The following is a 23,723-nucleotide window of genomic DNA, read 5'->3' as shown; positions in this document are numbered from 1 at the left end:
TGGCAAGTATATAGAACTTAAGGATAAGTTTATGAGTATTAATGACAAGGTTCTTATCATTGATAATAATGAAAGTCGTTGTGGCAAGTTACGCACAATACTGGATTTTATCGGTGAATCTACTGAAGTCAGTAAATATAGCGAGTGGTACTTTGCTGATATAAGTCCCGACGTTATTCTTCTAAGTGCGAGTGAATCCATTCAGGAAACGATAAATGAGCTGGATTCTTTGGTAAATAAGTTTGCAAAAGTTCCAATCATTGTAGTGGGTCAAAAATTAAATAATACCCAATGTCTCTTACGTAATGTTGTTGCGTGTCAACCATTCCCATTTTCTTATGCTCAAATTATGGAATCCTTGCATCAATGTCAAATTGCTAAAGAAGCGGTAAAATCCATTATGATTAGTGATCATAAAAATCCTTTATTACGTAGTCTTGTAGGTAATAGTCCCAGTATTCGCAATGTTCGCCGATTAATAGAGCAAGTTTCTGATACTGAAGCCAGCGTTTTAATCCTAGGGGAATCCGGAACAGGTAAAGAGGTCGTTGCACGTAATATCCACGCATTATCATCAAGAGCTATGAAACCTTTTATTCCAATTAACTGTGGTGCTATTCCGGGAGAATTACTTGAAAGTGAATTGTTTGGCCATGAGAAGGGCGCATTCACTGGTGCAATTACTTCCCGACAAGGACGGTTTGAATTAGCGAACGGAGGAACTTTATTTCTTGATGAAATAGGGGATATGCCTTTACCTATGCAGGTAAAATTATTAAGGGTACTGCAAGAACGCTGTTTTGAGCGAGTGGGAGCCAATAAAAGCATTGATGTCAATGTAAGAATTATTGCTGCGACACATAGAAATTTGGAAGAAGCAATTAAAGAAGGGAAATTTAGGGAGGATTTATTTTATAGGCTTAATGTATTTCCTATAGAAATGCCTCCTTTGAGAGAACGGGCAGAGGATATTCCTTTATTATTTAACGAATTGATTGCACGCATTGAGAGCGAAAACAGGCCCAGCGTACGTTTAATGCCGGATGCGATGGCTGTATTAAGTCAGTACAGTTGGCCAGGTAACATCAGAGAATTAGCTAATTTGGTAGAACGACTCACTATTTTGTTTCCCAAAGGAATTTTGAGTAGAGAAGATTTACCACAAAAAGTCCGTGGCGAATACAAGCCCCTTTATGCAGAATCTGATACATCCAACTCGGAACGAGAAGCTTTATTAGAGGTGATGGATCAGGAGCAAATTTCCACTGCAGAAGGCATAGACTTAAAAGAACACTTGGTAAAAACTGAGTTAGCACTGATTAGTCAAGCATTAAATGAATCAGATTGGGTAGTGGCCCATGCTGCAAGCTACTTGAATATGAGACGTACTACTTTAGTTGAAAAAATGCGCAAATACGGACTTACCCGCCCAGAGCGGGTTTGAACTCATCTAAAGCAACTGTGGAATTTTGTTTGGTAAGCGTTCAACTCTATACCCGAGAAGCCATATTTAAATTCACGCTTAATATGGCTTGCCACCAAGATTCAAATATACCCTCTGAAGAATTATATTCTTCGAGTAAAAAGTGTAATTCAGACATTTAAATAGAATACGATTACCTAAACTCCGAGTTTTGCTGTACTTCACCCGGACTGCAAAATAACCAATTAAAATATTTATTTTTTGGTGTCGTCAGTTTTTGATTTTTTAGGTTCAACCACTTCAATAGTTTCAACGGTTTCAATAGTCTCAATGGTTTCAATAGGCTCAGCAGGCTTAACCGGTTCGGGAGCCGCTTTACTTTCCTCAACAGGTTTTTGAGGTTTGACCTCTTGAACTGGGTCCACCTTTGTTTGTTCTGCTTCTTCTGCTTGTGCTCTATTTTCTTTATAGTTGTGAACGATTTCACCAACACTTTTTTTAATATCTGTAAATAACTTGCTTGTCATTGAAGCTAACTCTTTGAGATCAGGTAGCTTTGATTTAAAGTCACTCATGGCTCACTCCATTTTGTAATATAAATTAATTATACACCATTATGTAAAATTCATCCGTTTATCCAGTATTTTGAATATTAAGGCTTTTTGTTATTTACCTTATAAGTCAATTGCTGAATTTGATGTGTTCTTTCCTTAACCCCATGGGTGCATAAACCGCATCGCCGGCTTAAGCAATTTATTCGCTAGAGAAGTTTTGGCTGGAACAGTGAGTTTAAATGCATTATAGCGTTCAATTTTTTCTATTAGATAGTCATCGCTTGTGCATAATTTATCTACGAGATGTAGATCAAAGGCATCTTTGGCTAACCAATGTTCTCCTGTAGAAACTTGCTCTATATTAAGTTGCTCCCGATGTTCGGCCACATAATTTCTAAAAATAGCATGTATCTTTTCCAGATCATCCTGAGCTTTTTTTCTGCCTTTTTCAGTATTCTCACCTAAAAGAGTTAGAGTGCGTTTATATTCCCCTGCAGTTAATAATTCTACATCAATATCGTGTTTTTTAAGCCAACGATGGAAATTGGGTATTTGGGCTACTACCCCTATAGAACCAATAATTGCAAAAGGAGCAGCAATGATTTGATTGGCAACACAGGCCATTAAGTAACCGCCACTGGCAGCCATTTTATCGATACTTACAGTCAAAGGAATTTTTTTATCACGAATGCGTTGGAGCTGCGAAGCAGCCAGCCCATAACTATTAACGATACCTCCAGGACTATCCAGACGTACTAAAACTTCATCCCCTGCCTTTGCAGTGCAAAGAATTGCAGTTACTTCATCTCTAAGTTGCTCTACCTGGGATGCTCTAATATCACCGTGAAAATCAATTACATAAAGTGTGGGCTGTTCTGATTTATTCTTTTTCTTTTTAGGTAATTTTTTACCTAAAACTTCTTTGTTCATTATGGATGTGATATGCTCATAATGCTTATTTAAAGATGAAATCTCCAGTTTTGGCTTTGGTTTACGGCTCATAGAAAAAAAACCTGCGACGACTACTAAGCAAGCAATAACTACCGTTACTGATTTTAAAAGAAACATACCGTATTGACTTAAAAATTCCATTACTCAACCTTTAAAAAAATAAAAACAAATTATGGCGATCAATAAGGCAGTTCGCAAGAGCCCAATTAAGTTGAAAGTAAATTAGTTGTAAAAAATAGGAGTATTATTTATGGAATTACAACTTGGTTTTTTAATCGTGATACCTCTTCGATAAAGCATTTAAAGAAATGGTTGCTGAGCGAAAAAGTGATTTAGAATTTGAGAAGGGTTTGGCAATGAATTAAAACTTGTTTTGTTTTTTAGTTCGAGTACTATTTAGTGTAGTCTGGGTGAAGCGCAGTGGAACCCTGGCTGCATAAATACAAACCTAAAAAAGTGTATCATTGGCCTATGCTTGATGTAATTAACCTTGATTTTGATTATCAGGATCAACCTTTATTAAATAAAGTAAGTTTTCATTTACCCAAAGGGGGATTACTTCATTTACGTGGTAGAAATGGTGCAGGCAAGACGACGCTATTAAAATTAATCGCCGGTTTATATCATCCCCTTCAAGGTGAAATTCAATTTTTTGGACAAAATATAGCTAAGGACTACTCTGCATACCAACGGCATCTGTGTTTTGTAGGTCACAAAACAGGGATTAACCCTAATTTAACTTTAAAAGAGAATTGCTTTTTTGATCTTCATTATGCTTCCTCATCGTACAGTATAAAGAAAGAAGAGTATAATAACCTTGAAGAGCTCGCTTCAATTTTTACACTCGAAGACCATCTGGACGTCCCTTGCGGCTTGTTATCTGCCGGACAGCGCAGGCAAGTAGGATTGCTGCGTTTGTGGTTCTCCAGCGTTAATTTATGGCTTCTTGACGAACCTTTAATCGCATTAGATGATAAGTCCATTACCCTGATTATGGATAAAATAGCAGCCCATCGAAAGCAGGGCGGATCAGTTTTATTAACTTCTCACCAGCAATTACCGCTAAGTCCCTCTGATTATGAGGAGTATTGTTTGTGATTTCTTCCTTGTCTTTATTTGCCAGACAATGTAAACGTGAATTGCTTATTCAGGTACGTCAAATCCGCTTTTTAGTGAATTCATGTTTGTTTTTCTTAATTTTCCTTTTTATGTTTCCACTGACTCTAAAGCCAGAAGCCGTATTGCTTAAAACTATTGCTCCTGGTTTAGTCTGGATGGCTATCCTCTTGTCTTTTTTGCTCTCTTCAGAGCGCTTATTTCAACAAGATTATGAACATGGTGTCATCGAACAATGGGTTGTTTCCGGTCAGTCTTTGCCTTTGCTGGTTGGTGCAAAAGTAATTGCTCATTGGTTATTTAATTTGTTGCCTTTACTCATTTTATGTCCATTGGTTGCTTTATTATTTTCATTGAATGTTTGGGAAACAGAGGTGCTTGCGCTTACTATAATTTGCGGCACCCCAGCTTTACTGTTTCTTTGTGCTTTGGCTGCCGCATTTGGAGTTGGAATCAACCAGAAGGGGCTTTTAATGGCTTTGATTTTATTGCCGCTAACCCTGCCTTTACTGATCTTTGGAAGCGGCACTTTAAATATAGCCATGCAAGGATTACCGATTAGTGCCTATTTAGCCTTATTACTTGCAATGTCTGTAGTTGCTACAGGTTTTTTACCTTATGCAATTGCCGGGATAATGCGCATCAGTCATGTTGAATAGGATCTGTTTCCATTTCTACTATGCTGCTCTAATGTGATTTCTCAGAAGCTCAATGCCCGAATTACTCCAAAAAATCCTTTGCAATGTTCAGACATATAATTTACTTGCAATTATTTTTGATTGATCTTGGTATAAAAAGGATTACTATATTTAATACATCAAGGATGCAAAAAGCTTGTGCAGGTCATAACCCAAGCCTTTAAAAATTATATATCATTCTATAAAAAAGTTCGGAGCTTAATCTTTTGTGAATGAGAGCAAAGGCTCCGATTCATCAGCGTGAATATTTTTAGGGTGTTGTTGGTATGCCCACTAATAACAACAGTGTCGAACGGTATGAACGATAAGATAGAAATTAAAGAGAAGAAAATTGCTGATCTATACGGTTATAAAAAAATATTAATGGCTATAGAAGAAGGAGACATTGAATCTTTAATTTATTTATTAGTAGGCTTTAATTTAGAAGAAATTATTGACTGCTGTACTGATGATGGGAAGTCACTCCAAATGCTGATTAAAGAATCAACTATTCCCATTCGAATTAACGAAAGATACATCGACCACTTTAAATCTCGATTAACCCCCTTGCAAAAAATTTTTAAAATCTGTGAAGGGCAAACACATCCTCCATTTCAATTGTTGCATGTACTGTTGCAATTAGGGGCTAATGTGAATAAAGAAGTTGATGAGGAAGGGAATACATTCTTACATGAATATGTGAGCCTGCATATTATTCATCCCAAAATAGCGACTCAGTTATTTTTAGCAGGAGGAGATTTTTTCAAAAAAAATCATCGTGGGGAGATGCCTTTTGATCGAATGGCTGAACATGAAGTGAGATTTATTCATAATTTAATCCAGATGCATGATAAGGAGTATCATGCCGCGTCAATAATTCAACGCCAGTGGCGCTCACTCAGTTCAAAAAAACAGGCCCCTGTTACTATTCCCCCCTTTGAGCACCCATTATTGAAAAAACCTGTCAAACTCCCTTTTTTTAATCCGCCTCAAGTTGAGAGGATGGAGGCATGGGTCGAACACCACCATGTAATGGATAGAGTCGTTGCACGAGAAGTAATAGACTCGATACAGCATATTTCTCATCGTCACTTTATGTTTGCATTAAAACAGGCCATCCACAAATTAAATAAATATCTTTATTCCCTTCCAGAATCAAACAGAAATTATGTGTTGCTTCTGGATGACAGGCTAGATAAAAGTAATCTATGGGTTACTAAACTAGCAAAACCGTATCTTGCTTTTGCACCCAAAGATTTTGTTACAATGTCTGAGCTTACTTCATTTAATCCTGGACTGGATGTACTTCATCTTATTGCAATTGATGATGCAAGCTACACCGGAAATTTTTTCGTTCATTTTTTCATGGATTATTACAATAAAACATTGATTCAAAATAATCGATTAATGAATTTAAAATGTCATTTGGTTCTTCCTTTCACTACCAATGAATCCCGTTTAAGATTAAAAAAATATGATGTGATAGTCCACACTCAAGAAACCTTGCCCATTTTTTCAGTTAAAGGTACAAAATTTAGTGGAAAAACAGCTACATTTTTTGATCATAAAGTTCCTTGCTCTCAATCCACAATTGAATGTATCTCAAAAGGAACATTAATCACAGGAGAAAGCGGTCCAATGTTTATTGAGTCTATTGTGCCACCCTATAAATAATAGTGACTCTTATCTCATAAGTGTGTTGTGAAAAAGAGCAAACGTAGCATCTTTGAAAGAATTTATGCCTGTGTCAAAGAAAATTGCTGCTAGAAAACTTACCAGAGAAAATAACCAAGAGAGTTTTTATCTAGCGGTATGTTTGAATTAATGCATCAGCGTTCCGAGGCTCACATACTGCTGGTATGATGTGTTTCGGTACTCGGAAATGAGGTCATTTTGGTTCAAGCTCACGAAATGACAACAGACTTTAAGTGATTCCAGGTTTTGCTAATAGGGGGATACGTGTTAAAATCCGCTTTTTTTGATTTCAATTATTCCTATGTGGAAATTATTATACCAACTGGCATCGCCTAAGCTTTTTTATAATTTTACCGGACGCTTTACTCCTGGTTTGGCAGTGGGCACTTTAGTAACTTTAGTTGTTGGTATCATTTGGGGATTGGCATTTACCCCTCCTGATTATCAACAAGGTGATGCATTCCGCATTATCTACGTACATGTGCCCAGTGCCTTTTTGTCCATGATGCTCTATGCCTGGATGGGTTTTTTAGCTGTATTGCTTTTGGTTTGGCGTATTAAAATAGCCGGTCTTTTAATAAATATTGTTGCTCAAGTTGGCCTCAGTATGGCTTTTCTTGCGCTGGTAACCGGAAGTATTTGGGGTAAACCCATGTGGGGTACTTGGTGGGTTTGGGATGCTCGTTTGACTTCAGAATTAATTCTTTTATTGCTTTATGCTGCAATTTTAGCAACCCACTATGCGATAAAAAATAAAGAAAATGGAGATAAAATTATTGCCATCTTAACTTTGGTGGGAATTATTGATTTACCAATTATTCATTATTCAGTCTATTGGTGGAATACTTTGCATCAAGGATCTACTTTGTCAGTCTTTGCCAAGCCCAAGATTGATGGAAGTATGTTATATCCTTTATTGTTGACTATATCTGGATTTTTTTTATACTGTTTGTGGATTATTTTAGAGAAAGCACGTCAAGAATTATTGCTTAGGGAAAAGAGGCAAGCTTGGGTCAAGATTCAATTTGAAGGGGAATTTAAATGAATCAATTTTTAGAGTGGCTGGCAATGGGGGGATACTCCATTTATGTCTGGCCGGCTTATGGTTTGGTCTGTGTGGTTTTAGTAATGAATTTATTAGGTATGAAATGGAAAGGAAAACAGACACGCCAAAAATTACAACAATGGTTTAAGCGATAAAAATGACTCCAGCACGCCGACGCAAGATAATGATTTTAATATTTACCCTGTCTATTTTATCCATTGCTGCAGCGCTGGTTTTGTATGCACTGAGACAAAATATAAGTTTGTTTTATACTCCTACCCAGGCTGTAGCAGGTGAAGCGCCACAACAGCATAATATTCGTATGGGGGGAATGGTTGAAAAAGATTCCATTATTCGCTCAAAAAAAGGTTTGGATGTAGAATTTAAAATAACCGATTATAATCAGACCATTACCGTAAAATATACGGGTATTCTTCCAGACTTATTTAGAGAGGGGCAGGGAGTAGTTGCTGAAGGGCAGCTGCTTGATAACCAACATTTTCGTGCCTCACAGGTATTGGCGAAACATGATGCGAATTATATGCCGCCAGAAGTGAAAGCAGCTTTATCCCAAAAGGTACATTCATGATTGCAGAATTAGGGCTTTTTTCTTTGGTTTTGGCTTTGCTTTCTTCCATAATGCTTGCATTAATTCCACTCATTGGGTTGCAATTAAAACGGAGTAATTGGGTAAATGCTGCAGGTACTTATGCAGCCTGCCAGTTTTTCTTTATTGCCTTATCCTATCTTTTCCTCACTCTTTGTTTTTTAAAAGATGATTTTTCGGTAATTTACGTACTCAGTAATTCCAGCATTAACTTACCTTGGTTTTATAAATTCTGTGCTGTTTGGGGTGGGCATGAAGGCTCCATGCTGTTATGGGTTTCCATTCTGAGTTTTTGGACGTTACTGGTGGCTTTTTGCAGTGCCGGCTTGGATAAGGAAATGCGTACGCGTGTTTTAGTTGTTCTCGGTTGGCTAAGTATTGGATTTATTCTTTTTTTGCTGACTACATCCAACCCTTTTTTACGTCAATTTCAAGTTTTAGATACACAGGGTCGCGATTTGAATCCCTTATTACAAGATCCGGGTTTTTTATTTCATCCGCCCATGTTGTATATGGGATATGTAGGTTTTTCTGTTGCCTTTGCCTTTGCTATTGCTGCGCTTTGGGCAGGTAGGGTAGAAGCCAGTTGGTCGAAATGGACTAGACCTTGGACATTAGCCGCATGGTGTTGTTTAACGGCTGGGATCACTTTGGGAAGTTGGTGGGCTTATCGTGAGTTAGGTTGGGGTGGATGGTGGTTTTGGGATCCAGTCGAAAACGCCTCTTTTATGCCGTGGCTAATAGGAACTGCTTTATTGCATTCTTTGGCAGTAACTGAACAGCGCCAACAATTTAAAGCATGGACCATGTTGCTTGCAATTGCTGCTTTTTCTTTAAGCTTAATCGGTACTTTTCTTGTGCGCTCTGGTGTTTTGACTTCAGTTCATGCATTTGCCGTAGATCCGCAGCGCGGATTATATATTTTAGGATTTTTATTATTTGTTATTGGTGGATCTCTATTGTTGTTCCTTTTTAGAGCACAAACCTTACATTCAGGCAGCAATCCGAGTCCTTTTTCTAGGGAAAGTGCTTTATTATTAAATAATGTTTTTTTAGTAGTAATTATGCTCACTGTTTTAATGGGAACGGTGTATCCCTTACTTGTTGAAGGTTTAGGCCTGGGCAAACTGTCTGTAGGAGCCCCTTATTTTAATTCTGTATTCGTTCCTTTAATGATTCCCCTGTTGTTATTGATGGGAATTGGTATTCATTTAAGATGGAACAGAGATCATTGGCGTAGTGTATTAAAAAAGCTTTGGAAAACAGTTTTTCTTAGCTTCTTAATTCCTTTGATTTTGTTAATGACCACCGCTCAAGAATTTAATAGTTCGGCTTTTATGGGGCTGATCCTTGCTTTCTGGGTGATTTTAAGTACATTTCAAGCGGCTTATAGACGGATTTTTGATCGTGGTTTATATCAAGTAGGACAAGCTTTTTGGGGAATGATTCTTGCGCATTTGGGAGTAGCAACTACGGTAATTGGTATTGCAGTGTCTACAGCCTATGGTGTGCAAGATGATGTACCAATGGAACTCGGAAAAAAAGTATCGTTACTTGGTTATTCTATTGAGTTTATACGCCAGGAACCGTTAATCGGACCAAACTATAAAGGAACGAAAGCCCAATTTAAAATAAATTATCAGGGCAAGACCAAGGTGATTTATCCTGAAAAAAGACTTTATACAGTAGGTCAAATGGCAATGACTGAGTCCGCAATTGATGTAACACCGTTTAGAGATATTTATGTCGCTTTAGGTGAGCCATTAGCAGATAACTCCTGGTCAGTGAGACTCTATTACAAACCTTTAATTCGTTGGATTTGGGCTGGCGGGTTTATGATTTTAGCAGGTGGTTTTTTTGCACTGACAGATAGACGCTATTATCAAAAAAGACAGCAAACAATAATTGGCGCCCAGGAGTTGAAGACATGAAAAAAATAGGATGGAAAGTGATTCCAATTACTCTTTTTTTGTTGCTTTGTGTCTTTCTTTGGCGTGGTTTATCCTTAGATCCGCATGAATTACCTTCTGTGCAGCTTGGAAAGTCATTACCTAACTTTAGTCTCCCTGAGTTGTATTCGCCGAATTCTTTTTTTAGTTCCAGCCAATTGCAGGGACAGGTAGTTTTATTAAATATTTGGGCTAGTTGGTGTGCAGCATGTGTCGAGGAGCAAGTCTTTATGTTGCAATTGGCACGTGAAGGAGTGCCAATTTATGGGTTGAATTACAAAGACAAATCTACTGATGCCCTCCTTTGGTTGAAACAATGGGGAAATCCCTATAAACGTGTCATCCAGGACAAGGACGGAAAAGTTGCTATCGATCTAGGTGTTTATGGTGCTCCAGAGACTTTTGTGGTTGATAAGAAAGGAATAATCCGTTATCGACATGCTGGAATTATGACTCAGGAGATGTGGCAAAAAGAGATTTCACCTTTGATAAAACAGTTGGAGCAGGCTTCATGAAAATAGACCTGTTATATTTTATTTTGGGGGGGGTTTTGCTTTTTTTATGTGGTTCAGTATGGGCAAACAGCACTTACCCTTTGGATTCGGCTCAAAAGGAAGCTCAATTTAATCATCTGCTCAAAGATTTGCGTTGCCTGGTATGTCAAAATCAAGATTTGGCAGATTCTAATGCTGAATTAGCTAAAGATTTGCGTAACCAGGTTTATCAAATGGTGAAAGAGGGTAAGAGTGATAGTGAAATCAGTGATTATCTGACTGCTCGTTATGGCGATTTTATCCTGTTTAATCCCCCGGTTAAAGCAGTGACTTTTTTATTGTGGTTTGGACCTATTTTATTTTTACTCTTAGGATTTGTTATTTTCTGGCGCACTTGTTTTGGAGTCCGAAAGAAGGAACATGCATAATTTAGCGAGCTTTTTATGAATGAATGGTTGTTACTGGGATTATCAGCGTGTTTAACTGGCTTAGCTTGTATATTCATGGTTTACCCATTCAGACGCCGTTTTACCGCAAGTCTGTTACTGGTTCCTGTTATTTTTTTAGGCGCATTTACAGGATATTTTTATTGGGGCGGCTTTGGAGGATGGCAAGAGTATCTCCAACACCTTAATTCCCAGAAACAAGCTAAAAAAATGTTGGAATCGATTAAAACTCCACAAGAATTAATCGAAAAATTGCGCGCAAAATTAGATGAAACCCCAAAAAGTGCAAAAGGTTGGTATCTCTTGGGACGTTTGTACAGCAGCCAAAATGAAAAACAAAATGCTGTAAATGCTTTTGCAAAAGCATATCAATTTAATCCCGATGATGAACAATATGCAGTGAATTATGCGCATAGCTTGTGGGTCCTGAATAATCAGCAATTTACCGAACAGATCACTGAAATATTTATCCGATTATTAAGAAATAATCCAAATCAGCCCGATGCATTGGCAATGCTCGCGATGGATGCTTTTGTAAGCCATGCTTATGAAGATGCAATAAGTTATTGGCAACGTTTATTAAAACTGGCTCCAGAACAATCAGAAGAAGCCAAAGCAATTCGGAAGGCAATTGCTAAGGCTGAAGAGCATCTGAAGTTAAGAAATAAAAATCTGGATTGAAATCAAAAACCGCAAGCGCAATCAGAGAGATCTCAACACATTTTTGTTACCTACGTACCGCGCTTTATGCGCGGTATCCAGAACGATGCTTTGATGTACTTTTGGCCTTTTTCTCAAAGGCAAGATCTCCTAGATACCGCGCATAAAGCGCGGTACGTAGAGGAGGTATTATATTACATTCGACTACTTTAAATTGGTAACCATTTCTCAAAAGCGAACAGGACATTTCTGATTTTTTTACGATAAATGCACTTTTTGAACATCATTCTTTTTATTTTGACCTTTTGTTTTTAAATCCGTTCTATTACGATGTGAAACATATCTTTTTGTAATGCATTTAATTTTAAATCTGCTAGTCTATAAATAGGCATCAGAATTATAAGGAGAAAAATGATGTATAAGAGGGTATTGTTTGCTACTGACTTTGACGAGGTTGGTGTTATAGCAGCGCATAAAGCGAAAAAAATTGCTGATGAGAATGGCGCTGATCTGATATTAGTTCATGTCGTAGAACCCATTCCTGCTTATGCTTATCCTGGTTTTGCCGGATTTGCTGAAGTTGAATTATCTATTCGCGAGCAAGCTGAAAAAGAACTCAATGAATTAGGTGAAAAGTTGGGGGTAGATGCAAAACACCGATTTATTGAATTTGGCTCCACCAAAAATGAAATTTTAAGGGTTGCACAAGAGCGGCATATCGATTTGATTGTTACAGGGAGTCATGGAAAACATGGTCTTTCCTTATTATTAGGTTCAACAGCAAATTCCATTTTGCATGGTGCCGAATGCGATGTTTTAATAGTCCGTTCTATACCTTCTGAGAAGCATCCTAAAGTGTAAGAATCGAGTATAAAAGTGTAGCCTGGGAGAGCAGCAAGGCGTTGCACGGATTTATATTAATTCTGTTTCCCCAGGTTTCACTTGACTTCGTTTGGCTATAAATGCTTCTAATAATTTGCTTCCACTCGCTTACTATTTCTCAACGGGGCAGAAAACAAGTATACTACTGAGTTTCGAGTTACACGATTGAATTACTTATGAAATTGTTGCGCGGCATTCAACATTTTTCTGCGTTTGATAAAGGCGCGGTCGCTACTATTGGTAATTTTGATGGCGTGCATTTAGGGCATCAAAATCTTATTAGGACTTTAGAGAACAAAGCAAATGATTTAAAGTTGCCTTTACTCCTAATCTTATTTGAGCCTCAGCCTAGAGAGTATTTCCAACAGGAGAAAGCACCAGCACGACTTTCCAGTTTAAGAGAAAAATTAGATGTATTACGCTCATGCCAGATTGATTACGTATACTGTTTTAAATTTGATAATACATTAGCGCAAACTTCTGCAGTTGATTTCGCACACACTTATTTATTTTCTACGCTCAATGTGAAATATCTCCTGGTAGGCGAAGATTTTCGTTTTGGCAAAAACAGAGAAGGTGACGTGATTTTGCTGAAAAAACTTGGTTCAGAATATGCCTGTGATGTAAGTATTTATTCAAATTTTTGTATTAACGAAAATAGAATCAGCTCAACACGAATTAGAACAGCATTGCAGCATGGCGATCTAAATACAGCAGCAAAATATCTAGGTAGACCTTATAGTATTTGTGGTCGTGTATTACATGGCGACGGGCGTGGACGACAGTGGGGAATCCCCACGGCAAATCTTGCTTTGCATCGCTATTCTTTGCCTTTACAAGGAGTATTTGTAGTTCGAGTTCGAATCGCTTCGCAAATGGTGTATGGGGTAGCGAATATTGGACGTCGTCCTACAGTAGATGGCAGCAAGAACATTTTGGAAGTGCATTTATTTGATTTTGATCAGTCCATATATGGTGAATTAATGCAGGTGTTTTTCTTGCACAAATTGCGTGATGAGGTTAAATTCACTTCGGTGGATGCTTTAATCGCGCAGATTTATGATGATATTGCGGTGGCAAAAGGATTCCTAAGTAATTGTAATGGAAAGACCTCTCTATCAACGTTGGGCGTAGATTTGAGTGAAGATTGAATAACAACATTTTGAAAATAGGACAGGGATGATACTGTATGGTTTTTTCAGACTATTTTTCATTACCCCGAATAGGGTCGGCATCCCGAATCAGGGTGAATAGTCACCAACAATTTAACGATTTCGCAGAGTAAACTCTTATGGCAGAATACAAAGATACATTAAATCTCCCTAATACTTCATTTCCGATGAAGGCAAGCTTGGCTACTCGAGAGCCCGAAGTTTTGACCGCTTGGCAAGCAAAAAAAGTTTATGAAAAAATTCGTAAAGCTCGTGCCGGAAGTAAGCGCTTTATTTTGCACGACGGTCCTCCTTATGCTAATGGCCATTTGCACTGCGGGCATGCGTTAAACAAGATTCTTAAAGACATTATCATTAAATCCAAATCACTCAGCGGGTATGACGCGCCATTTGTTCCTGGTTGGGATTGTCATGGGCTGCCTATTGAACTCAATGTAGAGAAAAAGATAGGACGAGTCGGTGATAAGGTATCTGCACGCGAGTTTCGTGCCAAATGTCGTGAGTATGCTGCCAGTCAAATCGACATTCAGCGTGATGAGTTTCAACGCCTTGGAGTTTTTGGAGATTGGTATAACCCTTATGTCACCATGGATTTTCGTTATGAAGCCAATATCGTTCGCGCATTGGGATTGATGATCAAAAATGGTCATTTGCACCAAGGTTTTAAACCAGTCCATTGGTGTATTGATTGTGGATCTGCTTTAGCTGAAGCAGAGGTGGATTATGATGAGAAAACCTCACCTTCCATTGATGTTGCTTTTTTTGCAGTACACCCCGAAGAATTTATTCATTTGTTTCAACTAAACGCAGAAATAAAGCCAGTTAGCCTTCCTATCTGGACTACGACTCCTTGGACTTTACCTGCTAATGAAGCAGTATGCTTGCATCCCGCGATTGATTATTCTTTAGTTGATACAGATGATTCTTATTTAATACTTGCCACCGATTTAGTTGAATCTACTATGGCTCGTTACGGAGTGAGCCACTATACAATTTTGGGTTCGGCAAAAGGACAGGTTTTTGAGCATTTGAAATTAAGACATCCTTTTTATAATCGGGTTGTTCCAGTGGTTTTAGGTGAGCATGTAACTACTGAATCCGGTACTGGAAGCGTACATACTGCTCCTGCACATGGACCAGATGATTATCTGGTTGGCCAAGCGTATAATTTGCCTTTAATTAATCCCGTTAAAGGAAATGGTTGTTTTGCTGACGATGTTGAATTATTTGCTGGACTTTCTGTATTAAAGGCAAATGACACAATTTTGGGTGTTTTGGCTGAAAAAGGAGTTCTTTTAGCGAAAGAGAATATTAGACACAGTTATCCTCATTGTTGGCGACATAAATCACCGATGATTTTTTTGGCAACGCCTCAATGGTTTATTTCGATGGATAAAGGTCAGCTAAGAAAACATATTGTTAACGAAATTGATAAAGTGACTTGGGTGCCTGACTGGGGTAAAGCTCGCATCAGTAACATGGTTGAAAACAGACCTGATTGGTGTATATCAAGACAGAGAGCTTGGGGCACTCCTATGCCCTTATTTGTACATAATACGACGCGTGAATTGCACCCCAATACACTGGAGCTTATTGAAAAAGTTGCATTACTTATCGAGAAATCCGGGATTGATGCCTGGTTCGAGATGGATGCAAAAGCGCTTCTGGGAGATGATGCGGAATTATATGATAAAATTAACGACACGATGGACGTGTGGTTTGACTCGGGTGTAACTCATTTCTGTGTGTTACAGCAAAATAAAGCCTTGTCTTTCCCTGCGGATATTTATTTTGAAGGTTCAGACCAGCATCGCGGTTGGTTTAATTCCTCGTTAACCACTTCCGTAGCTATGTATGGTAATGCTCCTTATAAAACAGTATTGACTCATGGCTATACTGTGGATGCTGAGGGTAAAAAGCTTTCTAAATCCAAAGGAAATTATGTTGCCTTGGATCAATTGGTTAACCAACACGGTGCGGATATTTTACGTTTATGGGTTGCTTCTACGGATTACCGACATGAAGTGAGCATTTCAGATGAAATTATCAAAAGAAATGCAGACGCTTATCGAAGAATTCGTAATACAGCCCGTTTTTTATTAGCAAACCTATTTGATTTTGATCCAGCAGTTGATAGCGTACACGACAAAGATCTTTTGGAGTTGGATAAATGGGCATTAAAGCGCAGCCAGCTTTTACAAAAAGAAATTATCGAAGCTTATGAAAGCTATCAATTTCATGTTATTTATCAGAAACTTCATAATTTCTGTGCGGTAGACATGGGAAGTTTTTATCTTGATTTGATTAAGGACAGACAATATACCACTGCAAAAGAAAGCAAAGCCAGACGTTCTTGCCAAACTGCAATGTATCACATAATTAGGGCATTTACTCTTTGGTTGGCACCTATTTTGTCTTTCACAGCGGAAGAGATAGGGCGCTTTATACCTGGCTATAATCAGGAATCAGTCTTTACTGAACTTTGGTATGATGCTTGGCCAAAGATTGATAATGTGACTATGGAAGATTGGGATGAGTTGCATTTAATTCGTGATGAAGTGAATAAGGCATTGGAAGAGACACGTCAAAAAGGCGAAATTGGCTCTGCTTTGGCTGCAGAAGTTACTTTATATGCAGATAACAAAGTATTACCTAAACTGACTCGTTTGGGCGAAGAATTGCGCTTTTTGTTAATCACATCCGATGCCGCAGTCCATCCTATGAATTCTGCTCCAGCAGGTTTAGCGGCCACAGCATACGGTGTTTCTATTGCAGTTTCGGCAAGCCCACATGAAAAATGTGCCCGCTGTTGGCATAGACGGCCGGATGTTGGCCAAAATGCCCAGCATCCTGAGCTCTGTTTACGTTGTGTTGGCAATATTAGCGGCCAAGAGGAAATGAGGCAATTTATATGAGAAAATGGCCATGGTTTATGCTCAGTCTTATAGTGATTATTTGTGATCAAGCAAGTAAGTACTTGGCGAGTGTTTTTTTAACTCCATATAAACCATTACCTATTTTTCCAATGTTTAATCTTACTTTGGCCTATAATTCTGGTGCTGCTTTTAGTTTTTTAAGCGGTGCCGGAGATTGGCACAGATGGTTTTTTGCCGGTTTTAGTTTCATCGTGAGTATTATGCTTGCTGTCTGGTTGTATCGTACCGAAAGCCAGGCTCGATGCCTTTTAGCAGGAATTAGTCTTATTTTAGGTGGTGCAATTGGTAATTTAATCGATAGAGCCCTTGATGGTTATGTCATTGATTTTATTGATGTGTATTATAAGCACCATCATTTTGCTACGTTTAATCTAGCGGACAGTGCAATTTGCATTGGCGCTGGATTTTTTCTTCTGGATCTGTTGGTTAATAGAGAATGACTCAGTATTTATATGAGTCAATTTGGTTGCTAATCTACCCAATTGACAACCATCTCTGATGGAAGATTGCTCATTAGCTTTTCGCGGGTGTTTTTAATGTTTGCAACTCTTGTGCCTCATCAAACCACATTGCTACGGTATGTGTCTGAGGGTATTCCTCAGCCTTGCCTACTAAAATACTTGCTATCCGGGTTGTGTTTTTTTCCGTTACAGCTTCACTCAAGGACTTAAACATTTCATTATATGTTTTAGAGAAAAGACATAATATCTTATGAAGAAAATTCTTTTCATATTTCTGAATAAATAACTCGGTAGCATGAAGAAGGGAATCTTTCTTTGGTTTACTATCTATAAGAAGCTCTATTTTTTGTACATCTTCTATGATATTTTTCTTGATTTCTTGAGCTTTTTTTTGAGTATCACTTATTCCATTAAGCAAAGCATCCATTTTTTCTTGAGGGGACATTAAAGGATCTATTTTTTTATCCCCATGAGTAACTGTTTTGACTGCATGATCAAGCATTATCTCAAAGGGTACAACTAAACCATCGGTTTTAATTCCTAGCTCATCTAACGCTAATATTTTTGTATGAATCTTTTGAAGTTGAAGGACATATTTTTCCTGCGCAATTAAATGTTTGCGAAATTCTTCTATATCATCAAGGATCTTGTCAGTACTTACTGTAATACCTTTAGCTGATTTAATCTGTGCCTGATGCTCTTTTATTGTTTGGATATCTTTTTTTTCTAACTCTTTGAGCTGGTTAAATTCAGCTGTAATCTCCGCAATAAGCTTAGTAGGATCTTTGTATTCTTTTAAATTAACTCCTAATTTCTTTAAGGCTTCATCCGCTTTATCATCAATCAATTTTAATGGCAAAATATTAGTGGAGGTACCACCCAAAAACTTAGGCATTACTACAAAGAATCCTCCTTTAATTTTTGCAAAACCATCTGCATATTTTTCATCAAAAAATGATTGCCAATCTTGTTTTTGCTCCGCTTCTATTTCAAGATCATCCATAAGCTGGTTAAACTGCTCTTGAGTTTGGTAATTCGCCCAAAATTCCTTCATTACATTGTTAGAAGACCCACTTAAGATTCCCTTCAAATGCACCATCCGTTGGATTTTAGCTTCACGTTCTTTTATAGCCAGCAAATTAGTCTGAAATTGTTCCTTTGCGCGTAGTTCAGGTGTCAATTGTTGTAAAGCTCCATTATGTGATGACCCACCGGTTTTTAACAAATGATTGTGATTTTGTACTAATTTATTAAATTTTTCTGCGATTTCTTGTTTTATATTTGCTAAAGCTTTCTTTTTATCTGCAAAGCTATCAGGTACTAGGGATTCAAAAAAGCAAATAGTGCAATAAGACACAAGCAACGTTTCATGGCTTGTATTTTGAGCAGCCTGGAGTTCCAAGGATTTAATCCATTCCTCTAGATTAACTTGGATCTTATTTATCAGCCCAAGTTTAGGAAGCCCTACTGTGGTAAAACCCTTAATAATTCCATCGCCCAAGTAAGATAATATTAAATCAATAAACTGTTTTTCTGGATGATCATCGGGTAGATTTTTCGTACGTCGAGCAATTATTGCTGCGACGCAAAAAAGAAAATGATTAATCTTTTTTGGTACTTGTTCATCAAAATTGTCTTGGATAAATTTTAACTGCCTCTCGGGAGGTTGCCGTTTAACCAGCTCAATAAAATCATTAAAAACATGTGTAGACCTTACATATTTTTCTAATTTATTATCTTTTATTTTTCCAAGCTTTTGTACGGTAAAATCTAAAGTTTCTTTTGAAAACATAATAGCTCCACAACGAAGCATGGTGTGTAAATTTATTATAACATGGTTATATTAAGACAATCTGATGGCATAAAAAATTGCTCAAATTTACGTATTGTTCAAATTAATTATTACCGAAATGAAGGGCTAAAAATGAGGGTTATTTATTATGGACTTAAATAAAAAAATCGATGTCCTTTATCCATATTTTTTTATCTATTTTTTTCAAAAACGGGCATTTTTCCCAAGTTTTCTTCGTCTAAAGTTTCTTTTGCTCTTTCTTTTAATCCCTTAAATTGTTTTGCAATTTCCTTTTTATTCGCAGGTTCATTGGTTAGGTCGAGTGCCGCTTTTATTTTATTCAAACTTGTTTCAGTATCTTTCTCTGTTAGAGCTTCCTTCAGCTCATTGAACATTTTTTTATAAGAAGGTGAAAAAATAAGTAAAAGCGTATGACCCCATGTATTTTCTTTAGAGCTGACAAATTGATTCACTAATTTAATCATACTCAATTTGTGGCTACTCGACGTGTTTACTATATGATTAATGCTCAATTGGATACCCGCTACATTGTCAAGCGCTCTACCTATCGACGAATTTAAGACAGCAATTTTTTTTGCGGTTGGTACGTCAGGAGGTAAAGGGTGTTCCATGTAGCTCATTGTATTAATTACTTCATCTAAAAGTAGTGCAAAAGTTTTTTCTATGTCAGTACAATCTACATGCTTCTTCAATAGTTCTATTTTTTCATGAATATTTTTAAGAGATACAATGATTATTTTTTGCTTTACCAGGTTTTCTTTAAGTTCTTCTATATCGCTATTTATTTTTCCTAGTGTATTTATTGTTGTATCTCCCTTCATACTGTCTAGGAGTTGTTTATCGAATGAATCAATTTTAATCTTTTTAAGGCCGGCTAAGTTTTTTAAATCTTTTTCTATGCTATCAATAAGTTGAGAAGGGTTTTCCTCATCAGGAATTATTTTTTGCTGTTCAGCGTGAATCGCTTTTAGAGGCTTTTGAGCGGTCTCACATTTGCTAAGGAGCACTTCTAAAGAAATCATATCACTTTGAACTCCTCCCATAAATTCAGGGAGCCCCCAACTTCCTATCCATAATGTTGAGATGGCTTGTTCTGCATATGATCCATGCTGATATCTAAAATACTCTAGCCATCCAGGTTTTTCACTTTCTGACAGCTCAAGATCGTCCATAAGCTGATTGAATTTTTCTTGGGTATTATACTTTTTCCAGAACTCACTCATTTTGTCTTCTTTGTTTGCTGAAGGTTGCTCTTTTAACAATTGGTGTAATTTAAGGAGTCTATTAAATTTTTCTTGTGGGAAGCTATTTATTTTTTGACGACGTTCTTCTTGTTGTTTTTTTAGAAACTCTAATTGTTCTTTGAACTGCTGATGTAAAGTAACTTCTTTTGGAAGTAGTACTTGTAAGGCGTTACTTACTTGCTCTGAGCGAGAGGCGTGTTGGGTAGAGAACTCAGCAGGTGCAGGGCTGCTTTCACTTTCCAATTTGTTTTTTAGTTCATTAAATTTATTCGCTACCAATATTTTTATTGTTGCCATTTCATCTTTAAATTTTTTAGGTACTATGCGATAGCTTGATAGTTTTTCCTCAAGTGAACATGCAACAGCATACAGTGCCAATAAAACTTCGTGTTGTGTTTGCATGCCTTGATTGATGTCGAAATTTTGTATCCAATCCTTCATTCCTTCTATAAGGTTATTAATTGCTTCTTCATTAAGTTTTAATCCAAATCCTATAGAACCAAATCCATGAACCCACCCGTTGCTTAACCCAGATATTAGTTTATCAATAGGTACCATTTCAGGAGGATTTGCAGGGAGATCCTGCTTACGTCCCAATGCTAAAGCTGCTAAAGTAAAAACTAGAGTCCAAGTTCGTTTTTGGCTACTCTCCTGGTCAATTTTAGCTGCCATACCTCCTGTTTTTTCTTTCATTTCTTTGGCGATATGCTCAAGTTGTTGATCAAGTGGCAATAATTTGCATTGTTCAATAAATCCAATGAACGCATTTTTTATGCCTAGTTTATACAGGTCGAAGGAAGGATCTTTTTTAGTTTGCCCACTATACGAGGAGAGAATAATTACTGTTCTATCTAATAGAGCATCAGTAAGCATAATTATAGGGTTTAAAATTACTATATTATATTATAGATTTCTCAATCTTAAGGATATATTAACCATTTTTGGTAGCACTTAAGTTTGAGTTCTGTTTTTTTATAAATAAAATATATGTTACGCCAAAATGCTTGTGGTAAGCGCACTGAGTTGTTTGGTATCAGGATTATGTATACTTACTGCTGCCACAGCAGGTAAATTGAGGAAATGTTCTGCTTCTTCCCATTCAATTTCAGCTGGGAACAATTTTAGATGTGGAAGACATTTATTCAAAAGAGTACAAAAAGCCAAATCCGCTGGAAAGGGGCGAACATGCATGTAACCAAGGCTCATCACAGCCATTGCTTCTGAAAGAGTCGCAACGCCGGGTAAATAATTAAGCGAGTACACATTTGCTGTTTGGGCAATGGCTGGTAAATAGCCGGGGCTGGTGGCGAAATGTACATTTGCCTGATAGCAATTTTCAAGTTGTTGTGTATCAATCACCCCACCGGCACCGATTTTAAGCGAAGGGTAATGAGTAATTGCCTGATTTAACAGTTTTTGATCGGTTGAATTAAGTTCAACTAAATCAAAACCGGCAGATTTTATTTGCTCTAACCGCTCAAACAAAAAATTGTCTACATCCAGGGATATAATTACAGATTGATTGCCCAGTAACTTATCTAAGATCATAGTGAGTCCTATGGTGATGTATATTTTTTAGTAAACTTTGTTTCAAATGGGTTAAATCACAAAACTTAATGTTAGAAGAGTTGGTTTATGTTAGCAAGTATATTAGTGATTGTTATTTGAAATAAATTAGGGATATTAATTAGTTTGAAAAAAAAAATTATGGTGATTAAAGTGTGCACCGAGCATCCTATGGATGCTCGGATATGGGTGAACTGCTTGTTATCTAGGTGCGGTTGGAGTACTCACATGTTCTTCCCGTTTTTCCACGGGACTCAATTCGGAAGTAACATTATTTTTATAGGAATCTTCTCCAAATTTAGGCATATTTTTCAATAAATCATTCATCGTTGTTGGGGGAACAGGCGCCATTTCTAACATACGCTTGATTTTTTCTTTAAATGTCTCCGGGTTTTTATCCAATTCAGCTTGTTCTTTTCGATTTAAGGTTTTCTTCGCTTTATCTGTAACATAATCATCCATTTGATCGCGTAATTTTGGATCTTCTATTGTTTTGACCGCAGTAAATAGTGAACCCCAAGTGGGCTTTTGTCCGTTATTCACAGTTTGGACGAATGCAGCAGTTAAAATTTGTTGTGGTGAAGGCATTGAGGGTGAAGTTCCTTTAGATAGCGTCGGTGTTGGAATGGATACTGAACCTAGGCCAAAGCTATTGCCTGTTGTGATCGTTGATTGCGGGGGATGCATCGTCAAAGCAGGAGTATTTAGTACAGCGTGCTGTGCGTTGGCTCGCGCTGCTTGCATTGAAGTAATTTGGTTATTAACCATTAATTGTTCTGCTTTATTTACCGCAATTTTTGAATGGGTTTCTTCCTTTCGTGTTGCATTGAGTTCAACCTCTTGTTTTTTCACGTGCTGAACTACATTTTTCACACTCATGATCTCAGGTTTGACTTTTTCAAAACGGGCTTGGGCCTCTTCTAATTTTGCTGGGTCATTTTTGACATCGTCCCATTTTTGTCCTGCAGCAAGAAGATAATACTTGCCATCGTGCTTGACAAGACTTTGGGCTTGTTCTTTAGGAACAGCAAATAATGCTTTGTCATAGGTAACGCCTTCAGAATTTAAGTCAGCATCAAAAAATACTTTCTCATTCCCCACTTTTGATCTTATGTCCTTTAAGCTTGCTAGTTGCAGGTTCAAAGCATTTTGTTGATTTAATATCTTACGCGCTTCTTTTTCATTGCCTTTATCTAATTCGTCAAACACATGCTGTGACATCCTATCTATTTGTCGTTCAAGTGAGCTAATCTCCCGATCTAACATTTCCGGATTGTTTTCGAAGGTCGGAGCAGATTTATCATAAGCATTCAAAACGTTATTATAAGTCTTATGCTTTTCATCTATGGCTATACTTTCATCTTCAAGCTTACCTAACTCTTGGGTAAGTGCTTCCTCTTCTGCTTTAAGATTTGCTTGCTGTTCTTGAAACTTTTTAATGGAGCTATCATAACCTTCTAAAGTATCCTTAAGCGCTTTATTCTCCTCAGGAGCTTTTTTCTGAGGAGTTTGTTCGTTAGGTTTTAGAATTTTCTCCTGTTGCATCTCAATTAACTCATTTTGAGCTTTTTGCGCTTCAGCTTCTTCTGCGAGCAGCCAATGAAACAGGAAACCTCTTCTCCGTTCCTCCATCGTGATTTCTTCTTGTATTTGTAGTTGCCGCTCTTCTTCAATGGCTCGCTCTAGGGCTAACTCAGCCCCAATTTCATGGGTCACTGTTTCCCCAGCAGGCGATAATAAGAAGATCTTTATATCTTCTGGGTTATGTAAGCCAAATTGGCTTAGATCGATTGTAGAAGGGTTAGGATCTCCACCGTCTTTAGGTGAGGAAAAACTAAGCTCACCACTGTCTACTTTTGATTGTATGACAGCATCAAGTTTTTTATTTATAAGGGCTAATTCATCTGAGGTAAGATGTTCTGTTAAGTTTTGTTTTGCAATCGACATAGATCTGTATCCTCTTACACCATATTATAATTATATACAACATTGTTCAATAAATCACCAGAAACATGAGGCTTGGAATGAGCAT

General features: G+C 37.4%; 21 protein-coding genes. 15 read left to right on the top strand and 6 right to left on the bottom strand.

Annotated elements, in window-relative coordinates; translation table 11 throughout:
• Window positions 1-31 precede the first annotated feature (31 nt).
• Entirely contained in the window at window positions 32-1,444 is a 1,413-nt protein-coding gene (locus tag LXO92_RS13550) for a sigma-54 dependent transcriptional regulator (protein WP_232891168.1), read from the top strand.
• A 233-nt stretch (window positions 1,445-1,677) separates the two neighbouring features.
• Here the strand turns inward: LXO92_RS13550 and LXO92_RS13545 are convergent, their stop codons facing one another.
• Window positions 1,678-1,998: a hypothetical protein gene (locus tag LXO92_RS13545; RefSeq protein WP_182350075.1), complete on the bottom strand. Its 321-nt coding sequence runs from the start codon at window positions 1,996-1,998 to the stop codon at window positions 1,678-1,680.
• Window positions 1,999-2,133: 135 nt separating this feature from the next.
• A complete protein-coding gene (sohB, locus tag LXO92_RS13540) occupies window positions 2,134-3,069 on the bottom strand; it encodes a protease SohB (protein WP_232891167.1) in 936 nt (311 codons plus the stop codon).
• Window positions 3,070-3,399: 330 nt separating this feature from the next.
• On the opposite strand from sohB, the gene ccmA reads away from it, so the two are divergent.
• From ccmA to lspA, 14 genes are all read left to right on the top strand, one after another.
• Window positions 3,400-4,026: a heme ABC exporter ATP-binding protein CcmA gene (ccmA, locus tag LXO92_RS13535; protein WP_182352847.1), complete on the top strand. Its 627-nt coding sequence runs from the start codon at window positions 3,400-3,402 to the stop codon at window positions 4,024-4,026.
• On the top strand, window positions 4,023-4,703 hold the full coding sequence (gene ccmB, locus LXO92_RS13530; protein ID WP_182350073.1) for a heme exporter protein CcmB: 681 nt from the start codon (window positions 4,023-4,025) through the stop codon (window positions 4,701-4,703). The genes ccmA and ccmB overlap by 4 nt, the downstream gene beginning before the upstream one ends.
• 336 nt (window positions 4,704-5,039) lie before the next feature.
• Complete coding sequence (locus tag LXO92_RS13525; RefSeq protein ID WP_182350072.1) at window positions 5,040-6,395, top strand: hypothetical protein; 1,356 nt, start codon at window positions 5,040-5,042, stop codon at window positions 6,393-6,395.
• A 322-nt stretch (window positions 6,396-6,717) separates the two neighbouring features.
• Entirely contained in the window at window positions 6,718-7,461 is a 744-nt protein-coding gene (ccmC, locus tag LXO92_RS13520) for a heme ABC transporter permease CcmC (protein ID WP_182350071.1), read from the top strand.
• Window positions 7,458-7,616: a heme exporter protein CcmD gene (ccmD, locus tag LXO92_RS13515; RefSeq protein ID WP_058468303.1), complete on the top strand. Its 159-nt coding sequence runs from the start codon at window positions 7,458-7,460 to the stop codon at window positions 7,614-7,616. Before ccmC ends, ccmD begins: the two co-directional genes overlap by 4 nt.
• Window positions 7,617-7,618: 2 nt before the next feature.
• Window positions 7,619-8,050 (top strand): cytochrome c maturation protein CcmE, encoded by a 432-nt coding sequence (ccmE, locus tag LXO92_RS13510; protein ID WP_182350070.1) that lies wholly within the window; start codon window positions 7,619-7,621, stop codon window positions 8,048-8,050.
• The gene (locus tag LXO92_RS13505; protein ID WP_182350069.1) at window positions 8,047-9,999 is read left to right on the top strand and encodes a heme lyase CcmF/NrfE family subunit; all 1,953 of its coding nucleotides are present in this window, start codon (window positions 8,047-8,049) and stop codon (window positions 9,997-9,999) included. The genes ccmE and LXO92_RS13505 overlap by 4 nt, the downstream gene beginning before the upstream one ends.
• Entirely contained in the window at window positions 9,996-10,532 is a 537-nt protein-coding gene (locus LXO92_RS13500) for a DsbE family thiol:disulfide interchange protein (protein WP_182350068.1), read from the top strand. Before LXO92_RS13505 ends, LXO92_RS13500 begins: the two co-directional genes overlap by 4 nt.
• The gene (locus LXO92_RS13495) at window positions 10,529-10,939 is read left to right on the top strand and encodes a cytochrome c-type biogenesis protein (protein WP_232891166.1); all 411 of its coding nucleotides are present in this window, start codon (window positions 10,529-10,531) and stop codon (window positions 10,937-10,939) included. Before LXO92_RS13500 ends, LXO92_RS13495 begins: the two co-directional genes overlap by 4 nt.
• A gap of 15 nt (window positions 10,940-10,954) precedes the next feature.
• Window positions 10,955-11,638 (top strand): tetratricopeptide repeat protein, encoded by a 684-nt coding sequence (locus tag LXO92_RS13490; RefSeq protein WP_182350066.1) that lies wholly within the window; start codon window positions 10,955-10,957, stop codon window positions 11,636-11,638.
• A 393-nt stretch (window positions 11,639-12,031) separates the two neighbouring features.
• On the top strand, window positions 12,032-12,478 hold the full coding sequence (locus tag LXO92_RS13485) for a universal stress protein (protein ID WP_182352846.1): 447 nt from the start codon (window positions 12,032-12,034) through the stop codon (window positions 12,476-12,478).
• Window positions 12,479-12,675: 197 nt separating this feature from the next.
• Window positions 12,676-13,650, top strand: coding sequence for a bifunctional riboflavin kinase/FAD synthetase (gene ribF / locus LXO92_RS13480; RefSeq protein ID WP_232891165.1), 975 nt, complete (start codon window positions 12,676-12,678; stop codon window positions 13,648-13,650).
• Between the two features lie 140 nt (window positions 13,651-13,790).
• Window positions 13,791-16,586 carry an isoleucine--tRNA ligase gene (gene ileS, locus LXO92_RS13475; protein ID WP_232891164.1) on the top strand — a complete coding sequence of 932 codons (2,796 nt, stop codon included), beginning with the start codon at window positions 13,791-13,793 and terminating at the stop codon, window positions 16,584-16,586.
• The gene (lspA, locus tag LXO92_RS13470; protein WP_182350063.1) at window positions 16,583-17,047 is read left to right on the top strand and encodes a signal peptidase II; all 465 of its coding nucleotides are present in this window, start codon (window positions 16,583-16,585) and stop codon (window positions 17,045-17,047) included. Before ileS ends, lspA begins: the two co-directional genes overlap by 4 nt.
• Window positions 17,048-17,120: 73 nt before the next feature.
• Here lspA and LXO92_RS13465 read toward each other — a convergent pair whose 3' ends face one another.
• The 4 genes from LXO92_RS13465 to LXO92_RS13450 all read right to left on the bottom strand — a co-directional run bounded on the left by LXO92_RS13465 (window position 17,121) and on the right by LXO92_RS13450 (window position 23,638).
• Window positions 17,121-18,860, bottom strand: a complete 1,740-nt coding sequence (locus LXO92_RS13465) for a hypothetical protein (protein WP_232891163.1) — start codon at window positions 18,858-18,860, stop codon at window positions 17,121-17,123.
• Window positions 18,861-19,051: 191 nt separating this feature from the next.
• Entirely contained in the window at window positions 19,052-20,998 is a 1,947-nt protein-coding gene (locus tag LXO92_RS13460) for a hypothetical protein (protein WP_232891162.1), read from the bottom strand.
• Between the two features lie 117 nt (window positions 20,999-21,115).
• On the bottom strand, window positions 21,116-21,673 hold the full coding sequence (locus LXO92_RS13455; RefSeq protein ID WP_182350060.1) for a beta/alpha barrel domain-containing protein: 558 nt from the start codon (window positions 21,671-21,673) through the stop codon (window positions 21,116-21,118).
• A 219-nt stretch (window positions 21,674-21,892) separates the two neighbouring features.
• The gene (locus LXO92_RS13450) at window positions 21,893-23,638 is read right to left on the bottom strand and encodes a coiled coil protein (RefSeq protein ID WP_232891161.1); all 1,746 of its coding nucleotides are present in this window, start codon (window positions 23,636-23,638) and stop codon (window positions 21,893-21,895) included.
• Between the last annotated feature and the right edge of the window lie 85 nt (window positions 23,639-23,723).

It is taken from the genome of Legionella resiliens (genome assembly GCF_021344005.1).
In the GTDB taxonomy this organism is placed as follows: Bacteria; Pseudomonadota; Gammaproteobacteria; order Legionellales; family Legionellaceae; genus Legionella; species Legionella resiliens.
This window is presented reverse-complemented; position numbering and strand designations above follow the sequence as displayed.